The sequence below is a fragment of the Acidimicrobiales bacterium genome (genome assembly GCA_041394245.1).
Classification (GTDB): Bacteria; Actinomycetota; Acidimicrobiia; order Acidimicrobiales; family Aldehydirespiratoraceae; genus JAJRXC01.
The window spans coordinates 498573-514878 of record JAWKIR010000004.1 but is presented as its reverse complement, the minus strand read 5'-3'; the positions used below and the strand labels follow the sequence as shown (position 1 = coordinate 514878).

The following is a 16306-nucleotide window of genomic DNA, read 5'->3' as shown; positions in this document are numbered from 1 at the left end:
ACCGTCTCCACGATCTTCGCCGTACACAACAGCGCGCCCTGCTCACCGTGCATGAACTGGCTCAGGAGATGGTTCTGCATCTCGATGCCGAGCTCGAGGTACTCCTTGTCACCCCAGTTCTTCAGCGGGGTGTTGCTCAGGTCGAACGGCGGTGCGAGCTCGTGCGAACCCGACATGGCGAAGTTCTGGTCGCGCACCATCTTCTCGACATCGACCTCGGTCTCCCACGGAAGATCGGTCGTCGCGTTCCACTGCGAGGTCTTGGCCTTCTCGTAGAGCTTGTCGAGCTTGGCCCGCTCGCCCTTGTCGTAGCCCCACGTGAAGATCGCGTCGGCGTTGTCTTCCACCGCATGGATCACGTCGGTCTCGTCGAGCGTGGTGATCGCGAGGATCGCCTCGGCGTCGTTGAGGTCGGCGCGCCCGAGGATCTCCTCGTTGGAACGCATCTTTGCGGTGATGTCGGTGATGGTCATGGTGATCCTCGGTATCGGCGCCGTTCGCCGTCACCTTACGCCGTATGTCACTGCGGGGAAAGGGTGCGTTCCTCGAGGATCTGGAGCAATTCACGCGCGACCATCGGCCCGGCATTCTGGTTCTGTCCGGTGACGAGGTTGCCGTCGACCACCCAATGGTTGGCGAACGGGTCGCGGAACCGGGTCTCGCTCTCGAACTCCGCGCCGACCTTGCGCAGTTCCGTCTCCGGGTGATGCGGGGTCGACCCGATGCCGAGCTCCTGGACCTGCTTGTCGGTGACCGCACTGATCCTGCGGCCCTTCACGAGCGGCTCACCGTCGATCCCCTTGGCGTTGATCAAGCCGAGCGGACCGTGGCAGACGCCGCCGATCAGCTTGTCGGCGGCGTTCGCCTCCGTCATCTTCTCACCGAGGATCTCGGAGAACCCGAAGTCGAAGGCCGCCCCCCATCCACCGGCGAGGAACACGATGTCGTAGTCGTTCATGTCGAGATCGCCGATGGCGAGCGAGTGGGTGACCTTGTCACGGAGCTGGTCGTCGCCCAGGAAGCGGTCGTCCTCGGGGGTCCGGATCGGGGCGCGCAGCGACTGGGGGTCGACCGGGACCACACCACCGAGCGGGCTGGCGATGTCGACCGACAGACCCGCGTCGAGGAACGCGTAGTAGGGCACGGTCATCTCGCTGGCGAACACGCCGGTCGGCTTGCCGATGTCGAGCACACCGGCATTGGTGGCGATCACCAGCGCCCGTCGACCGGGAAGGTCGAACTCGACCGGATCGGTGTCGTCGGGGTGCATGCCGACCTTCTGCAGGAGCTTGCGGACCAGACGGGCGGGAGGAGGTGGGGTCTTGGTCATGGGGCCTCGAGAGGGTCGGCGTGACGCATACGGCCACGGGGCGTTTCGTTCGGGGACACAGCGGGTGCCTTCGTCCTCGAGCACGGTGCGGAGATGGGCGAGGACCTCGGCGGCGGCCTCGTCGGTCCATCGGTTGTCGGTCTCGATCGGATCGGTGTCGAGGTCGTAGAGCTCCCACTGATCCGGCAGCGCCTCGGTGCGGTACTGCGGTCCGGCGGGGCCGTTCGCGGCGAGATGCCGGACCCCGGGCTCGGTCCAGGTCGCGGGATCGTCGAACGTCCGCACGAGCTTCCAGAGATGACCACCACCACCCGACGCGTCGGCATCGGAGACCCGGGCGACGATCCCCTCGAAGTTCGCAGCGACATGGGCGGGCACCTGGATACGCAGCGGCATCGGCGGCTTGTCGACCCGGCCGAGGCGGCGGGCCACGCCGGAGGCTCCGGTATCGCCTTCGAGCATGTTGTCGTTGGTCATCAGGTAGACGGCCCGGTCGCGGTCGGCGGGGGCATCGCCGTCGACGACCGGCATGAGATTGCGACCGGGGAGGGGGTGCACCTCGGAGAACGAGGCCCGCAGCGTGGCCGCGACCGCGGCCTCGTCGATGCCGGCGGCACCCAGCAGGGTGGGCACGAGATCGACGTGTGACGTGGGCGCATCGTCGATGGAGGCGCCGGATGTCGCCTGCTCCCCCACCCGGGCGATCGCGAACGGCACCCGTGTCGCCTCGTCGTAGAGCTGGAACCACTTCTGGTGGAGCCCGCCATGGGACCCGAGCAGGTCGCCGTGGTCGGACGTCCGGACGATGACCGCGTTCTCGGAACCGGCGACGACGGCCCGCCTCACCTGGTCGATCGGCGCGTCGACCTCGGCGTGGAGCCGGTAGTAGGTGTCGCGATACTTCTGGGCGTTGCCCGCATAGATCCGGGCCACGGCAGGCACCGGCCCGTAGCCGCCGGGATAGGCCTCGCGGTAGGCGATCTGCGCCGCGGGCTTCGTCGCGAGGTCCTCGTGGGCGGTCGGCGATTCGGCGATCGGCGGCGGGTCGAGCCGTGTCGACGGCTTCAGCGGGTTGCGCCGCACCCAGGCCGGGAAGAGGACGATGTCGTGGGGATTCACGAAGCTGGCGACGAGCAGGAACGGTCTGCGCGCGTCGGCGTCACCGGCGCGGCGGCGGGCGTAGCGATCCTCGAGCCAGGCGACGACCCGCGCCGCGATCAGCGGATCACGGCGCAGACCCGAGTCGGCCATGGCCCCGCCGTGGGGTTCGGGCCCGACCCAACCGGAGAAGCCGAACGGGTCGAGTCGATCGGCGGCGAGGTAGCGCCCGACTGCCTCGGGGATCACGTTGCCGTCGTCGTCGTTGGTCGACACACGCTCGCCGTCGTCGTCGTGGAGGTCGGCGTGGGTGATGTGCCACTTGCCGTCGTAGTGGGTGTCGTAGCCCGCCGCCCGGAACCAGTGGCCGAGCGTCGGCACCTCGCCCTCACGCAACCAGCGCATCCGCGAGTCGTCGGCCATCTTGCCGAGTCCGTCGGTCTGGGTCACACCGTGGACCGCGGGGTAGTGCCCGGTGAACAAGGTGGGACGACTCGGCACGCAGGCGAGCGAGCCCGTGTAGTGACGCCGGAAGTTGACGGCGTTGTCGTCGAACCACGACTCGGCGGTGAGGACACGCCGCCGCCATGCGGTGACGTCGGGGGTCTCGTAGGGAGGGGCCGCACGCTCCTCGTCGCTCATCAAGATGATGACATCGGGCCGGTCGGTCATCCGGGGGCTCCCTGCGCGAGATGGGCGGCGAGACCGTCGAGCATCTCGTCCGACGCTTTGCCGAGTGTTCGGCCCACCGCCCGGGCGATCGCCTTGTGAGGAGGTCGGGGGCCGGCGTCGATCTCCGATGTGAGCGTCGCCACCGTGTGATCACCCGACGCCTCCAGCGTCCAGGTGTTGGTCACCGACCTGATCACCGACGGAAGTCCGGTCAGCCGGTAGCCGAGCGTTCGACCCGGCTCGTAGACCTCGACGGTCTCCACCACGGTGATGCGACCGGTCTGGATCCTCCGCACCATCCCGATCCCCTCTGTCTGCGCTGTCAGCAGACACGAATGATCGACGTTGGGCGCCCACGCGCTGATGGCGGCGAAGTCGGCCAGCACGGCCCAGACCGCATCGGGTGGCGCGGAGATCTCTCTGCGCTTGGTGATGGTCGCCATGGACAGAACCTAAGTTCTGGCAGTGATACTGTCAATATCTTCGGATGGTCTCGATCTTCAGGTGGTCCCGCGGCCCGTCAGCCAGGTGGCCGGGTGCGCGTCGGCCGGGAACATCGAGCTCTGCCAGCGTTGCATGCCGGCGATCCAACGGTCGACGTCTTCGCCCTTGCGGGCCACGTACTCGGCGACCTCCGGATGTGGAAGCACGTGGAACCGTTCGTCGCGAAGCGCCTCGATCACGGTCTGGGCCACGTCGTGCGACGACAGGGTGCCGTCGGCTCCGGCCACGTCGGATCCGGGGCCGCCGATCTTCTCGACATCGGGACTGTTCTGGACGATGTTGGTCGCGACGGCCTGGGGGCACAGCACCGAGACCCCGATGCCCTGATGTCCATGGGTGATCGCGATCCACTCCGCGAGCGCCACGGCGGCGTGCTTCGTCAACGCATAGTGCAGTGAACCGAACTGCGACAGCAGACCGGCCGCCGACGCGGTGTTGAGGAGATATCCCTCCCCTCGGGCCGCCATGTGGGGAATCACCGCCCGGGCGGCGTGGAGATGGGCGAGCACATGCACCTCGAACATGCGGGAGAGGTCGGCGACCGGCGCCTCCAGTCCCCCGACGGTGAGGTAGCCGGCGTTGGAGACGAACAGCGCGATCGGACCGATGTCTCGCTCCGTCGTCTCCACGACCGAACGGATCGCCTCCCCGTCGGTCACGTCACATGCGATCCCGGTGCCGCGCACCGACTCGGCGACGGCCCGCGCGCCGTCACCGTCGCGATCGACGACCACGACATGCGCCGCCCCCTCCGCGTGGAAGCGCTCGACGAGCGCTCGGCCGATACCGCTGGCACCACCCGTGACCACGGCGATCTTTCCCTCGAGTTCCATGGCCGCGGAAACTACACCGCCGACCGGCGACCGTGCCCCGGCGCGCGACCGGTCAGCGGAACGACTCGGCTATCAACGCAACGCCGAGCACCGCGAAGACGACCGCGGCGCCGATCTTGATCGCACGCTCGGGCAGGCGCGCACCGAGCTGATGGCCGACCACGATCGCGAGGGCGTCGGCGGCGACCATTCCGAGCGTCGAGCCGAGCCAGGTACCGACCAGGCCGTTGTCGGTCGCCAGCGTCACCGTGGCGAGCATGGTCTTGTCGCCGAGCTCGGCGAGGAAGAACGCCGACCCGACGGTGACGAACGCCGACCTCGAACCGCTGTGTGCACGGGCCGTCTCGTCGTCGTCGAGGCTGTCGCCTTTCAACGTCCAGGCGGCGAACCCGAGGAAGGCGAGACCGGCGACCACGGAGATGGCATCGGTGGGCAACGCAGAACCGACTGCGGCACCGAAGAGGACACTGAACAGGTGGACCAGCGCCGTGGCCGCGGTGATGGCAGCGAGAATGGTCGCGGCCGGATAGCGCGTGGCGAACGTCATCGCCATCAGCTGGCTCTTGTCGCCGAGCTCGGCGACGAAGATGACGCCGACGCTGATCAGGAACGCATCCATGGCAGGGCTTTCGTCGGAGGAGTCCGCATCATGCCGGTCACCCCTGCCGAATCGCCACACGGGCCGGGCGCGACGACGACCGGGACGAACCCTCCGATGGGAGGAGTCGTCCCGGTCGTCGGACAGTTGCCTCAGGCGGCGACGTAGGTCTCGGTGCGGGTGTCGGTGCGCCGATCGCGGATCCGGATGCGGATCTGACCGTCTTCCAGCTCGAGGTTCAGATCGACCCGGTCATCGCCACTCCATGTGGCCTCGACCTCTCGACCCGAGCTCCGTTCGACATTGACCGACCAGCCGGGGTTGGCCGACACGTTGGTGAGCACCAGCTGCGAGCCGTCGAACACGAAGGTCGCGTTGCCCGCATCGAGCACGCTGATCGTGCGGGGCGGCCCGGCCACCGGTGCGGGCACAGTCGTCGAAGTGGTCGACGAGGGCACACTCGTGGTGGGTACGGTCGGCGTGGTCGAAGGGGTCGCCGGAGTCGAGGGCGTCGACGGGGTCGAGGGAGTCGAGGGCGTCGATGACGACCCGGTCGAGATGGAGGTCTCGGTGCGGGTGTCGGTGCGCCGATCGCGGATCCGGATGCGGATCTGACCGTCCTCGAGCTCGAGGTTCAGATCGACTCGACCATCGCCGCGCCAGGAGGCCTCGACCTCACGACCCACCGAACGCTCGACGCTGACCGACCAGCCGTCGTTCGCGGTGACATCGGTGATCAGTAGCTGCGAGCCGTCGAACACGAAGGTCGCAGTGCCGGCATCGAGCACGTCGACCGTCCGGGCGGGGCCGGCCGTCGGCGATGCCGCCGGCAACGTCGTCGATGGCGCCGACGGCACCGTGGTCGACGACGAGGACGAGGACGACGAGGAGGAGGAGGAGGAGGAGGAGGACGACGAGGAGGACGAGGAGGACGAGGACGAGCGGTCGTCGTCGGCACCGTCACGGGCCCGCACGCGGATCCGGAGCTGACCGTCCTCGAGCTCGACATTGAGGTCCAGACGTCGGTCACCGGAGCGGAAGGTCACTTCGACTTCGCGTCCGACCGGCACCTCGACGGATGCCCGCCAGCCGGACGTTGCGTCGGCCGACACGACGGACAGGGTCGCGGCATCCCGTTGCACGGTCACCATGCCGGCGTCCTCGACGGGAATGGCGAGCTGGCCGCCGACCTCGAGAGCGACGGACTGCGTCGATGCCGTCCGGGCGACGGACGAGGCGACGACCGACGACGACGAACCGGACTCGCTCGGCGACGAGGCCAGGGCGAAGGCGGTGCCGGCGAGCACGACCACGGTGATGGTTGCCGCTGTCGCACCGTTGCGAAGGTTGCGGAATAGGGACTTCATGATGGACCTCAGTTGTTGTGGCTACTGAGGGCATCGTGCGAGAGCCGGTGATAAGCGGTCCCTCTGCGCGGCTTAGAACAGTCCTAAAACCGCGAGCTGCGCTCGCGGGGCCGCGAGGTGTCGAGGGGGAGCACCAGCATGACCTCGGCGCCGCCCAGCCGGCCGGCGCCGACCACGAACGACCCATCGGCCTTGTCGGCCAGGCGGCGGACGATGTCGAGGCCGAGTCCGGTGGAACCCGATCCGGATGTGCCGCGTTCGAGAGATTCCTCGCTGAACCCCGGGCCGGCGTCGGCAACCCAGATCCGCACCGTCTCGTCGCCGGCCTCGAAACCGACGGACAGCGCGACCCCTTCGTCGGTGTACGAGAACGCGTTCTCGAGCACGACGTCGATCGCGGCGGCGAGCTCGGCTTCGGGCACCTGGACCCGGAGTGGGCCGCCGCCGGGCTCGAAACGCCACGGCCGCTCCTGATCCTCGGCCAGCACCTGCCAGAACTCGGCGCGCCGGGTGACCACGTCGGCGGCATCGCAGCCGCTCGACGCCTCGATCAGTCCTCTCGCTTCGTGGATCAGGTCGTTCACCACTGCCGTGACATCGTCGAGGTCGATCGCCAGCTGCGCGGCCAGCTCGGCGTCGTCGACCTGATCCAGGCGCATCCGCAACTTCGTCAACGGGGTACGGAGGCGGTGGGACAGCTCGGCCACCAGCTCACGCTCCCGCTCGAGCATTCCCGACACCCGGCTCCCGAGGGCATTGAACACGTCGGCGAGCTCCACGAGCTCCTCCGGCCCGTCGGGGTCGACGCGCGAATCCAGATCGCCGTCACCGAGGCGCCGCGCTGCTGCCGCGAGGTCCTGCGTCGGCTGGACCACGCTGCGGCTCAGCCGATCGGCCACGACCACCGAGATCAGGACGAGCAGACCACCCACGCCGGCCAACGCGCCCCATGCCCGGTACTGCCCCTCCCGACGCTGGGCATCGGGCACGAAGACCCGGATCACCGAGAGCTGATCCGGCCCCGTCGCCACCGCGGACACGACCTCGATACCGCCCGCGGTACTCCCGATCGCCGACAGGCCGTCGCGCAGCGCCGCGTCCATTCGTTCGGACATCTCGACATCGGGGCCGATGTTCCAGCCCTGCGAGGTGACGACGGTGAGTCGGCCCTGCCGCCCGGCATCGGTCGAGAGCATCACGGATTCGATCGTGTCCCGAGTGGCTCCCGCGACCAGCGCCGGAACGATCGCCGCCGCGTCGGCCCGAGCGCCGTCCAACGACCGGTCCTCGGCGGTGCGGGCCACGAGGAACCCGAGCGGGACGACGAAGGCCAGGGCGACGAGCGTCGACACTGCCACGAAGACGAGGATCAGCCGGCGCCTCATGCGGGGTCGACGAGCTTCACACCCACCCCGCGCACCGTATGGAGGTATCGGGGGGCCTGCGCCGACTCACCCAGCTTCCGCCGCAACCACGACAGGTGCACATCGATGGTCTTGTCGGCACCTCCGTAGGGCTCGCGCCATACCTCCGCGAACAGCTCCTCGCGAGAGACGACACGACCCTCATTGGCGGCCAGGTAGGCGAGCAGGTCGAATTCCTTGCGGTTGCAGGAGAGGGTCTGACCATCGAGCTCGACCGTGCGACCGCGGAGGTCGATGCGCAGCCCTCCCACTTCCAACGATCGCGAGGCGCCACTCGATTCGACGCGGCGCAGCAGGGCCCGCACGCGCGCTTCCAGTTGCGGGCCGGAGTACGGCTTGACGACGTATTCGTCGGCGCCGGCATCGAGCAGGCGGACGATCTCGGCGTCGTCGTCACGGGCCGTCGCGATGATCACGGGCACATCCGACACGGCGCGGATCATTCGGAGCAGGTCGCCGCCGTCGAGATCGGGCAACCCGAGGTCGAGGACGACCACGTCGGGCGCACTGTCGACGATCCCCTGCAGCGCCGCCATCGCCGATGCCTCGGACCGCACGACATGACCGGCATCGGCGAGTGCGCGCACCGCGAGCTCACGGATCTGGAACTCATCCTCGACGACGAACACGGATGCCATCGCATGAAGGTACGTGACGGTGTCGGAGTCGTGGGCCGTTTAGGAAGCATTTAGGGTTCGCTTCACCCGCGACCGACCGCCTCTCCACGACACTGGAGCCATGAAACAGATCGGGTTCACGGCTCTCTGGCTCCTCGCCACCTGCACGGCGGTGGCCGTCGCGTGGGCAGGAGTCTCCGTCGTCGACGACGAGATCGTCGATCCCGCTCCCGCGAGGGAGATCGCGGCCGCAGTGGCCGATGAACTCGCCGCGGACACCTTGGCGTCGAGCGCAGACGTCGACGCGGCGCAATCGAGCACGACGACAACCGCACCCGGGGCGCCGATCGACTCGTCGGTCCCCCTTTCGCCGTCGGGCGTGACCACACCATCGACCACCCCGACACCGTCGACGGCACCCACACCATCGACTGCACCCACCCCGTCGAGCGGGCCCACGCCGACCACCACCACTTCGGCACCCGCGGCACCGACCACGCCGTCGACGAGCACCACCACGACACAGCCGCCGGCGACCACCACGACTGCGCCAGCGGCTCCCGCCCAGACCCAACAGTTCGACCTCGTCGGCGGGTCGACCGCCATCTCGTTCTCGGCGACCGGGGTGACCGTGCTGTGGGCGAACGCGAACACGGACTTCGAAGTCACGATCGAACCGGAGTCACCCGGCTGGAAGGTCGAGTTCCGTTCCGACGACCACCGTTCGCGTATCGATGTCTGGTGGTCCGGCGGGCCCCGCAACGAGATCCGCGAGGAACCCGACAACTGAGATTCCCGGCGGAGCCGACGCGGTCGACGATCGCTCCTCGCCTTGGCCTCCGGGCACGCGTCGTGATGGCCTCTGCCCCGATGACCGTCGCCTGCCCTTCTCAACGGATCCGTTGCCTGCGCCCTCTCGTGGTCGGCACCGCGCTGCTCCTCGCCGTGTCCGGATGCAGCGACGACAGCGATACGGCCGCTCCCGCCGCGCCCGTGTCGACCACCAGCGTCGCGCCGGAGCCGGCCGACATCCTGCCCGCCGGGGCAGAGGATCTCGTCGGGCGTTGGGCCCACTTCGATGCCGTCGCCTACGAGGACGACGTGTTCAAGAGCCTCATCATCTCGACCGGCTTCAGCGATCTGGAACTGCGCGACGGCGTGCTCTGGAACCGCCAACGCTTCTGCCACGCCGAGATGGCGAACGACCAGGGCATCGACACGTCGATCTCCGACGAGGCGACCTCCGCCATCATCCCGATCGACACGCCGGTCGAGGTCTCGTCGGTCGATGGCCGGCTCCGCGTCGTCCGACCCGCGACCCCCACACCGATCGGCATCGATCTGGCCGATCCCGCCAACGACGCGCTGCCGACCGACCCCGACGACCCCCGGATCGTCGACAGCGACGGCGACGGCTTCCCCGGGGTCACCGCCCACATCCGCATCACCGACGACATCGAGGGCGACCTCTACATCGCCCGGCGGGAGATCTTCGAGTACGACGTCACCCAGGAGTCCCCCGACCGTCTCGTGGGCACGATCACCGACTCGTCCGAGCAGCTGGTACTCGGTGCCAGCAACGAGATCTTCATCACGCCCGCCCAGTGGGAGCAGGTGCCCGATCCGTCCCTCAACCCGGTGATCTGGCAACGGGTCGACGCCGACTGGGACTGCGCCCGTCTGGCCGCGGAACGCGACGAGATCTTCCCACCGGATCCCGTCGTCGACTGGTGACGATCAGCCTCGGCCGGCCCTCCCCCGTTCGGATCGAGCGACACCACCTCGCCGCAGCACGGCCATCTGCCGTCGGCTAGGGAGCCGGGACCTCGAGGACCACCGCGGAACCCATCCCACCGCCGGCACACATGGCCGCAACGCCGGTGCCACCGCCGCGACGCCGCAGCTCGTGGATGAGGCTGATCACCATACGAGACCCGGTCATCGCGATCGGGTGACCGAGACTGCACCCGCTCCCGAGAACATTCACGATCTCCTCGTCGATCTCGAGGATGCGTGTGGTTGCGACACACATCGAGGCGAACGCCTCGTTGATCTCCCAGAGGTCGACGTCGTCGATGGTCAGACCGACACGGTCGAGGGCCTTCGGAATCGCGAGCGTCGGCGCGAGGCCGGTTCGCTCGGGAGCGATGCCGACGGAAGCCCACCCCCGCACGACGGCCAGCGCCTCGAGACCTTCGGAGGCGAGCAGCGAGTCGTCGACAACCACGACGGCGCCGGCCGCATCGTTCAGACCGGCGGAGTTGCCGGCGGTGATGCTGAAGCCCTCGATCTCGGGGTGCAACGGAGGGAGCGCGGCGAGCTTCTCCATGCTCGACGAACGACGCGGGTGCTCGTCGACGGAGAAGGTCCGGGTGCTTCCGTCTCGCTCCACGATGTTGACCGGGTAGATCTCCTCGACGAACGCGCCGGCGTCGATCGCCGCGACGGCACGCTCGTGGGAACGCAACGCCCACGCGTCCATCTGCTCGCGGGTGACACCCGCCTCGGTCGCGGCGTTCCAGCCGACGGTGATCGTCATGTCCATCGCCGGCGCATCGGGGCGCTCGGCGTGGCTGGGCGACATCCAGGATTCCCAATCGTCGGTACCCGGGACCCGGCGGGTCGACGTCGGCATGGTCGACGTGGAATGCACGCCACCGGCGATGACGGCGCGGTCCATGCCGGCGCGTATCGAAGCCGACGCGGTGCTGATCGCCGCGAGACCCGATGCACAGTGACGGTTGTGGGCCAACCCGGGCACGCCCTCGAGGCCGGCCTCGATCGCGGCATAGCGGGCGATGTCGCCGCCGCCGTAGAGGGACTCGCCGAGGATCACATCGTCGAACAGTGCCGGGTCCATCCCCGAACGACTCACGATCTCGCGCACCACGGACGTCCCCAACGCCAGCCCGTCGACGTCGACCAGCGACCCCTTGAACGCGGTGCCGATCGGCGTCCGTGCCGTCGAGACGATGACTGCTTCACCCATGGCCGTGCCCTCTCCCCCGCCGGCACGTTGCTGTGCCGCGTCGGAGAAAGGCTCTCACCATTGGGGCCTCGACGGCGAAACGAACAGCGCTACCGGCGACGAAGTCGCTGCAGCAGACCCAGTGGCTTGCGCTCGCCGGGACCGCACGTGCACCGGTCGGCCGGCGCCACATCGGCGAGAATCTGCTCGACATGGGCGCCGCATCCCGCCCACGACGGCTTCCCACACGTTGCACAGGTGATTCGACGGCACATGTCGACGACGGTATCGCCGCTGCGGTGCCATCGCGACCCCGGCTCGCTACGGTCGATCGGGCCGATTCAAAGGAACCGATGAGCTCCGAACCCCACGCACCGACCAGCCTCGAAGAGTTCTTCTCCTCCCCCGACGAAGCCGACCTCGAGTTGGACGACGGGCATGCCGATGTCGGTTCACGCATCGAGGAAGCTCGAGTCGCGGCCGGGATCGACCGGGAGACGTTCGGCGCACAGGTCGGCGTCGATGTCGAGACCGTTGCCACCTGGGAGTCGGGAGAGGCGTCGCCGAGGAGCAATCAACTCGTCGCGATCGCCGGAATTCTCGGGGTCAGCCCGCCGTGGCTCATGATCGGCCACGGCGAATCTCCCGGCACGCCCGACCACACCCCCTCGGCCGCTCCCGAACTGGCCGAGATCCGCGCCGAACTCGAGGGCCTGGTGCAACGCCTCGATCGTGTGGTCGACGCGCTCCCCGACACCGAGGATTCCGCTCCCGACTGAGCCGCGTCAGTCGACCGTCTCGACCTTGTGGGAGACGAAGCCGTCGACCCCGACGGGCTTCGCTCCGGCGAGGGTGATGCGCTCCATCCTGCGCTGGTAACCCGTGAGCACATCGGCCGGCGCCATGTGAGCCGTCGCCCGGTTGTCCCAGAACGCAACGCTGCCAGGCTCCCAGTTGAACCGCACGGTGAACTCGCTGCTCGTGAGGTGCTCGCAGAGGCACGCCAGGATGTGCGCGCTCTCTCGGCGCGACAACTCCCGGATGTGGCTGGTGAAGTCGGGGTTCACGTAGAGGATCCGCTCACCGGTCTCGGGATGGACCGTGACGACCGGATGCACGGCCCGGAGACGGGTCGCCTCGAACGATCGCATCAGGGGCGTCGGTTCGCCGCGCACGAGGTGCAGCACGTTGTGGTGCTCGGCGGTCAACCCGTCGATGAACGACCGGAGCGGCTCCGACAGCCGCTCGTAGGCGACCGCGAGGTTGGACCACTGGGTGTCGCTGCCGTAGGGCGGGATCTCGACGGCACGGAGGATGGAGCCGAGCGGCGGTGCCTCGGTGTAGGTGACGTCGCTGTGCCAGCGATGCTCGAGCCGCGAGGCCGTCGGATCCTCGTCGGGATCGGTCTCGATGACGACGATCTGGGGGTGTTCCGGGAATCGCGGCGGAAGCGTCGGATGGGCGGGCGTCACCTGACCGAAGCGGGCGCCGAACGCCACCTGTGCATCGCGGTCGAGCTCCTGATCACGGAAGAAGACGACCTTCCACTGCAGCAGGGCGGCGCGGATCGCGCCGATCTGCGCGTCGTCGAGATCGGACGCGAGGTTCACACCACGGATCTCGGCCCCGATGTGCTGCGACAGCGGCACGATCTCGATGTCGGTCACGTCTCTGGTCTGTGCACTCACGTTGTTCCCTTCATTGCCGCTCCCTATTGCCCGCTTCGGCCTGCGGCCTGCATCATCGCCACCAGATTCTGCGGATCGTACGGTGCCGCGGCACCGGGGCGATATGTCACGGCCGTCAACTGGCCCGCATAGGGGAAGGCGCCGTGTGCCTCGTAGACGCTCCAGATCACCGGCGATCGCCGGTCGATGCCCACATCGACACCCTGGAACGGCGCGAACCCGAGCAGCATCGGCGTTGCCGGGAGCGTGGCCCTCTCCACACCGTCGACCGTCACGGCGAAGTCCCAGGTGTAACGCTTCCCCACGGTGGCCCGCAGCTCGACGATGTGGTGGCCCGGCGACAGCACGCCGGCATCGGCGAACGACAGTTCCCCGTAGTGGTTGTAGCCGAAGCGCAGCACTGCGTCCTCGATGTAGAGCGAGTAGCCGCCACCCTGATCGCCGTGGGCGACGAGCACCCCGTCGGCACCGTCCGGATGGTCGAGCTCGACCTCGACGACGAAGTCCCGGAACGCGATCAGCTTCTGCGATCGGTACCGCTCCAGCGTCGGCGTCCCCGGCAACAGACGGACCGGTTCATGGAACCTGGCGTCGTCGGGGCGCCGCAGCACCTGCAGCAGACCGGTCCCGTCGTCGAGCGGGAACACCGCGTTCTCCCAGGCCGATTCCTCCCAGGCATCGGCGAGCTCGGCGACCTTGTCAGGGCGCTCGGCTGCGAGGTCGACCGTCTCGGTCGGGTCGGCGACGATGTCGTAGAGCTCCCAGTCACTGCCGTCGTAGGGCGCGCCGCGGGCGTGCAAGGCGACCAGCTTCCAACCATCGCGGTAGAAGCTGCGATTGCCGAAGCACTCGGAGTACTGCTCGAGGTGCGTGCTCGCAGTCGCGCCAGCGACGACAGCATCGGCGAAGGTCACGCCGTCGATGTCGTCCCCGGGTGGCAGCCCGGCGAGATCGAGGATCGTCGGGAAGAGATCGGTGACGTACTGGTACTGATCACGCACACCGCCGCGATCGGCCTCCGGGATCCCGCCCGGCCACGACACGATCATGGGTACTCGCACGCCGCCGGCGTGAGTCGACGACTTGTAGAGCCGGAACGGCGTGTTCGAGGCCATGCCCCAGCCGCGCGGATAGTGCACCAACGTCTGCGGACCGCCGATCAGCTCGGGATCGCGGGGGACGTCGAGATTCCACCCGGTCATGGCGCCGGCACCACCGAAGCGTTTGAAGTAGCTGCGGGACCCGGTGGCGCCGCCCTCCTCGGTACCGCCGTTGTCGGAGGTGAAGATGACCACGGTGTTCTCGGCGTCGCCGAGCTGCTCGATCGCGTCCATGAGGCGGGCCAGGTTCTGATCGACATTGTCGACCATCGCCGCGTAGACCTCCATGTAGCGGGCGAACACCGAGCGTTCGTCATCCGTGTGGTCGTCCCACGCCCGGACCTCGTGGCCCCGTTCGTGGTTGCGGGGCGACATCGGGGTGCCCGCGGGGAAGATCCCCTTGTCGATCTGACGGGCGAACCGGTCCTCGCGCACCGCGTCCCAGCCGATGTCGTAGTTCCCCCGATACCGGGCGATGTCGGACTCCTTGGCGTGGAGCGGACCGTGCACCGCGCCGTGAGCCAGATAGAGGAAGAACGGACGATCGGCGTCGTGGGCCCGCAACGCCTTCAGGTAGGAGATCGCCTCGTCGGTGATGTCGTCGGTGAAGTAGTAACCGTCGGGGTATGTGTCGACGTCGACCGGCGAGTTGTCGCGGATCAGGCGGTGGGGGTGGTGCAGGTTCGTCCACCCCTCGAGCACGCCGTAGAAGCGATCGAACCCCCGCTGGATCGGCCACGACTCGCGCGACGCACCGTCGTGCATGGCCGAGTCGCGCGTCAGGTGCCACTTGCCGACGGCGAAGGTGGCGTAGCCCGCCGCCCGCATGGCCTCGGGCAACGTCTGCACGTCGGGCCGGATCTCCATCGTCCACCCGGGAAAACCGGGATCGAAGTTCGCGACCCCACCGAAGCCGGCCCGGTGCGGGTTCAGACCCGTCTGGATCGCCGCCCGCGACGGCGAGCACAGCGGGGAGGTGTGGTAGTTCGTGAAGCGGAGCCCCTGGGCGGCGAGCCGTTCGAGGGTCGGTGTGGGGATCTCGGACCCGAACGGTCCGATGTCGCTGAACCCCATGTCGTCGAGCAGTACGACCACCACGTTGGGGCTCGACGCGGGGGGCCGGGTCGGCGGGGGCCACCACGGCGTCGACTCCGACGCCGTGCGGCCGATCGTGCCGCCGAACTCCCTGCGACTCGTCATGGCTTCAGCGGACGATGGCCCCAGAAGCTCGGCCTGGTGATCTGGTAGGTCCGCGTGGTCGAGACGTCCTCGACCTGGATGCCACCCCAACCGAACTCGACCATGAACCCGTCCGGGGTCTGGCAGTAGAAGGAGATCATGTGGTCGTTGGTGTGGCGGCCGAGGCTCATCACCACGGGCACGCCGTTGTCGACGCAGCGATCCTGCGCCCGACCGACATCGTCGATCGTCGCCGCCTCGACCATGAAGTGCCGCAACAATCCGGGGCCCGGAAGCCCACACCCGAAGGCGAGCGTGTGGTGGCGGGGGTTGCAGCCGAGGAATGCCATCGACATGCCCCCGAGGAACCAGGTGTTGCGGGCGTGGAAACCCAGCACGTCACGGTAGAAGTCGATCGAAGGGTCGAGTTCGGGAACGTCGGTCACCACATGCCCGAATCCCATGTCGCCGGTCACGAAACCCGAGACGAGGGGCGTCACGACGGGTTCGTGGTTCAGGATCGGCCCGAAGAAGATCTCGACCGGCGCGCCGGCGGGGTCGACGAACGAGACGAAGCCGGACACGAGGCGGGCGGCCGCTTCGTCCGCGGTGCCGTGGGTGACCTCGACGCCGGCGGCTTCGAGATCGCTGACCACCGATGCGAGATCGCGGTCGTCGCCGACCTCGTAGCCGATCGCCGACACCGCCGGCTCGTCGCCCGGGGCCAACTCCAGGCGGTACGGATAGTCGTCCCAGCGGTAGTACTGCGCGGCCTCGTCGGGCCCGGGTGTGGGCATGAACCCCAGCACGCCGGTCGCGAACGACTGCCACTCATCGAGGTTGGGCGTGCGCAGACGCAGGTATCCGAGCGACAGGATTGACATGGTTGACCCCCAGAATCGACACGCACCGACCCCTGGAACCTACG

At 68.4% G+C, this 16306-nt stretch carries 15 protein-coding genes; 3 read left to right on the top strand and 12 right to left on the bottom strand.

Going from position 1 to position 16306, the window contains the following annotated elements; all coding sequences use genetic code 11:
• The 8 genes from R2707_21255 to R2707_21220 form a co-directional block, all read right to left on the bottom strand.
• Window positions 1-473 (bottom strand): ferritin-like domain-containing protein (locus R2707_21255; protein MEZ5247628.1); only part of this gene is annotated, 473 nt, incomplete at its 3' end.
• Between the two features lie 47 nt (window positions 474-520).
• Window positions 521-3100, bottom strand: coding sequence for a sulfatase-like hydrolase/transferase (locus R2707_21250; GenBank protein MEZ5247627.1), 2580 nt, complete (start codon window positions 3098-3100; stop codon window positions 521-523).
• Window positions 3097-3543, bottom strand: coding sequence for an SRPBCC family protein (locus R2707_21245; GenBank protein ID MEZ5247626.1), 447 nt, complete (start codon window positions 3541-3543; stop codon window positions 3097-3099). Before R2707_21245 ends, R2707_21250 begins: the two co-directional genes overlap by 4 nt.
• 57 nt (window positions 3544-3600) lie before the next feature.
• Window positions 3601-4437, bottom strand: coding sequence for an SDR family oxidoreductase (locus R2707_21240; GenBank protein MEZ5247625.1), 837 nt, complete (start codon window positions 4435-4437; stop codon window positions 3601-3603).
• A gap of 52 nt (window positions 4438-4489) precedes the next feature.
• Window positions 4490-5056 carry a TMEM165/GDT1 family protein gene (locus R2707_21235; GenBank protein ID MEZ5247624.1) on the bottom strand — a complete coding sequence of 189 codons (567 nt, stop codon included), beginning with the start codon at window positions 5054-5056 and terminating at the stop codon, window positions 4490-4492.
• Window positions 5057-5187: 131 nt separating this feature from the next.
• Window positions 5188-6402, bottom strand: coding sequence for a hypothetical protein (locus R2707_21230; GenBank protein MEZ5247623.1), 1215 nt, complete (start codon window positions 6400-6402; stop codon window positions 5188-5190).
• An 83-nt stretch (window positions 6403-6485) separates the two neighbouring features.
• On the bottom strand, window positions 6486-7787 hold the full coding sequence (locus tag R2707_21225; GenBank protein ID MEZ5247622.1) for a HAMP domain-containing sensor histidine kinase: 1302 nt from the start codon (window positions 7785-7787) through the stop codon (window positions 6486-6488).
• On the bottom strand, window positions 7784-8464 hold the full coding sequence (locus tag R2707_21220) for a response regulator transcription factor (protein MEZ5247621.1): 681 nt from the start codon (window positions 8462-8464) through the stop codon (window positions 7784-7786). Before R2707_21220 ends, R2707_21225 begins: the two co-directional genes overlap by 4 nt.
• 100 nt (window positions 8465-8564) lie before the next feature.
• Between R2707_21220 and R2707_21215 the strand changes: the two genes are divergently transcribed.
• Both R2707_21215 and R2707_21210 read left to right on the top strand, forming a co-directional pair.
• Window positions 8565-9233, top strand: a complete 669-nt coding sequence (locus R2707_21215) for a hypothetical protein (protein ID MEZ5247620.1) — start codon at window positions 8565-8567, stop codon at window positions 9231-9233.
• 65 nt (window positions 9234-9298) lie between these two features.
• Window positions 9299-10177 carry a hypothetical protein gene (locus R2707_21210; protein MEZ5247619.1) on the top strand — a complete coding sequence of 293 codons (879 nt, stop codon included), beginning with the start codon at window positions 9299-9301 and terminating at the stop codon, window positions 10175-10177.
• A gap of 76 nt (window positions 10178-10253) precedes the next feature.
• Here the strand turns inward: R2707_21210 and R2707_21205 are convergent, their stop codons facing one another.
• Entirely contained in the window at window positions 10254-11432 is a 1179-nt protein-coding gene (locus R2707_21205; protein ID MEZ5247618.1) for a thiolase family protein, read from the bottom strand.
• A 332-nt stretch (window positions 11433-11764) separates the two neighbouring features.
• On the opposite strand from R2707_21205, the gene R2707_21200 reads away from it, so the two are divergent.
• Window positions 11765-12190 carry a helix-turn-helix domain-containing protein gene (locus R2707_21200; protein MEZ5247617.1) on the top strand — a complete coding sequence of 142 codons (426 nt, stop codon included), beginning with the start codon at window positions 11765-11767 and terminating at the stop codon, window positions 12188-12190.
• Window positions 12191-12196: 6 nt separating this feature from the next.
• Here R2707_21200 and R2707_21195 read toward each other — a convergent pair whose 3' ends face one another.
• The 3 genes from R2707_21195 to R2707_21185 are packed head-to-tail and all read right to left on the bottom strand — an operon-like array spanning window position 12197 to window position 16262.
• Window positions 12197-13099, bottom strand: a complete 903-nt coding sequence (locus R2707_21195) for a TauD/TfdA family dioxygenase (protein ID MEZ5247616.1) — start codon at window positions 13097-13099, stop codon at window positions 12197-12199.
• A gap of 23 nt (window positions 13100-13122) precedes the next feature.
• Entirely contained in the window at window positions 13123-15399 is a 2277-nt protein-coding gene (locus R2707_21190) for an arylsulfatase (GenBank protein MEZ5247615.1), read from the bottom strand.
• Window positions 15396-16262 carry a VOC family protein gene (locus R2707_21185; GenBank protein ID MEZ5247614.1) on the bottom strand — a complete coding sequence of 289 codons (867 nt, stop codon included), beginning with the start codon at window positions 16260-16262 and terminating at the stop codon, window positions 15396-15398. The genes R2707_21190 and R2707_21185 overlap by 4 nt, the downstream gene beginning before the upstream one ends.
• Window positions 16263-16306: the final 44 nt, after the last annotated feature.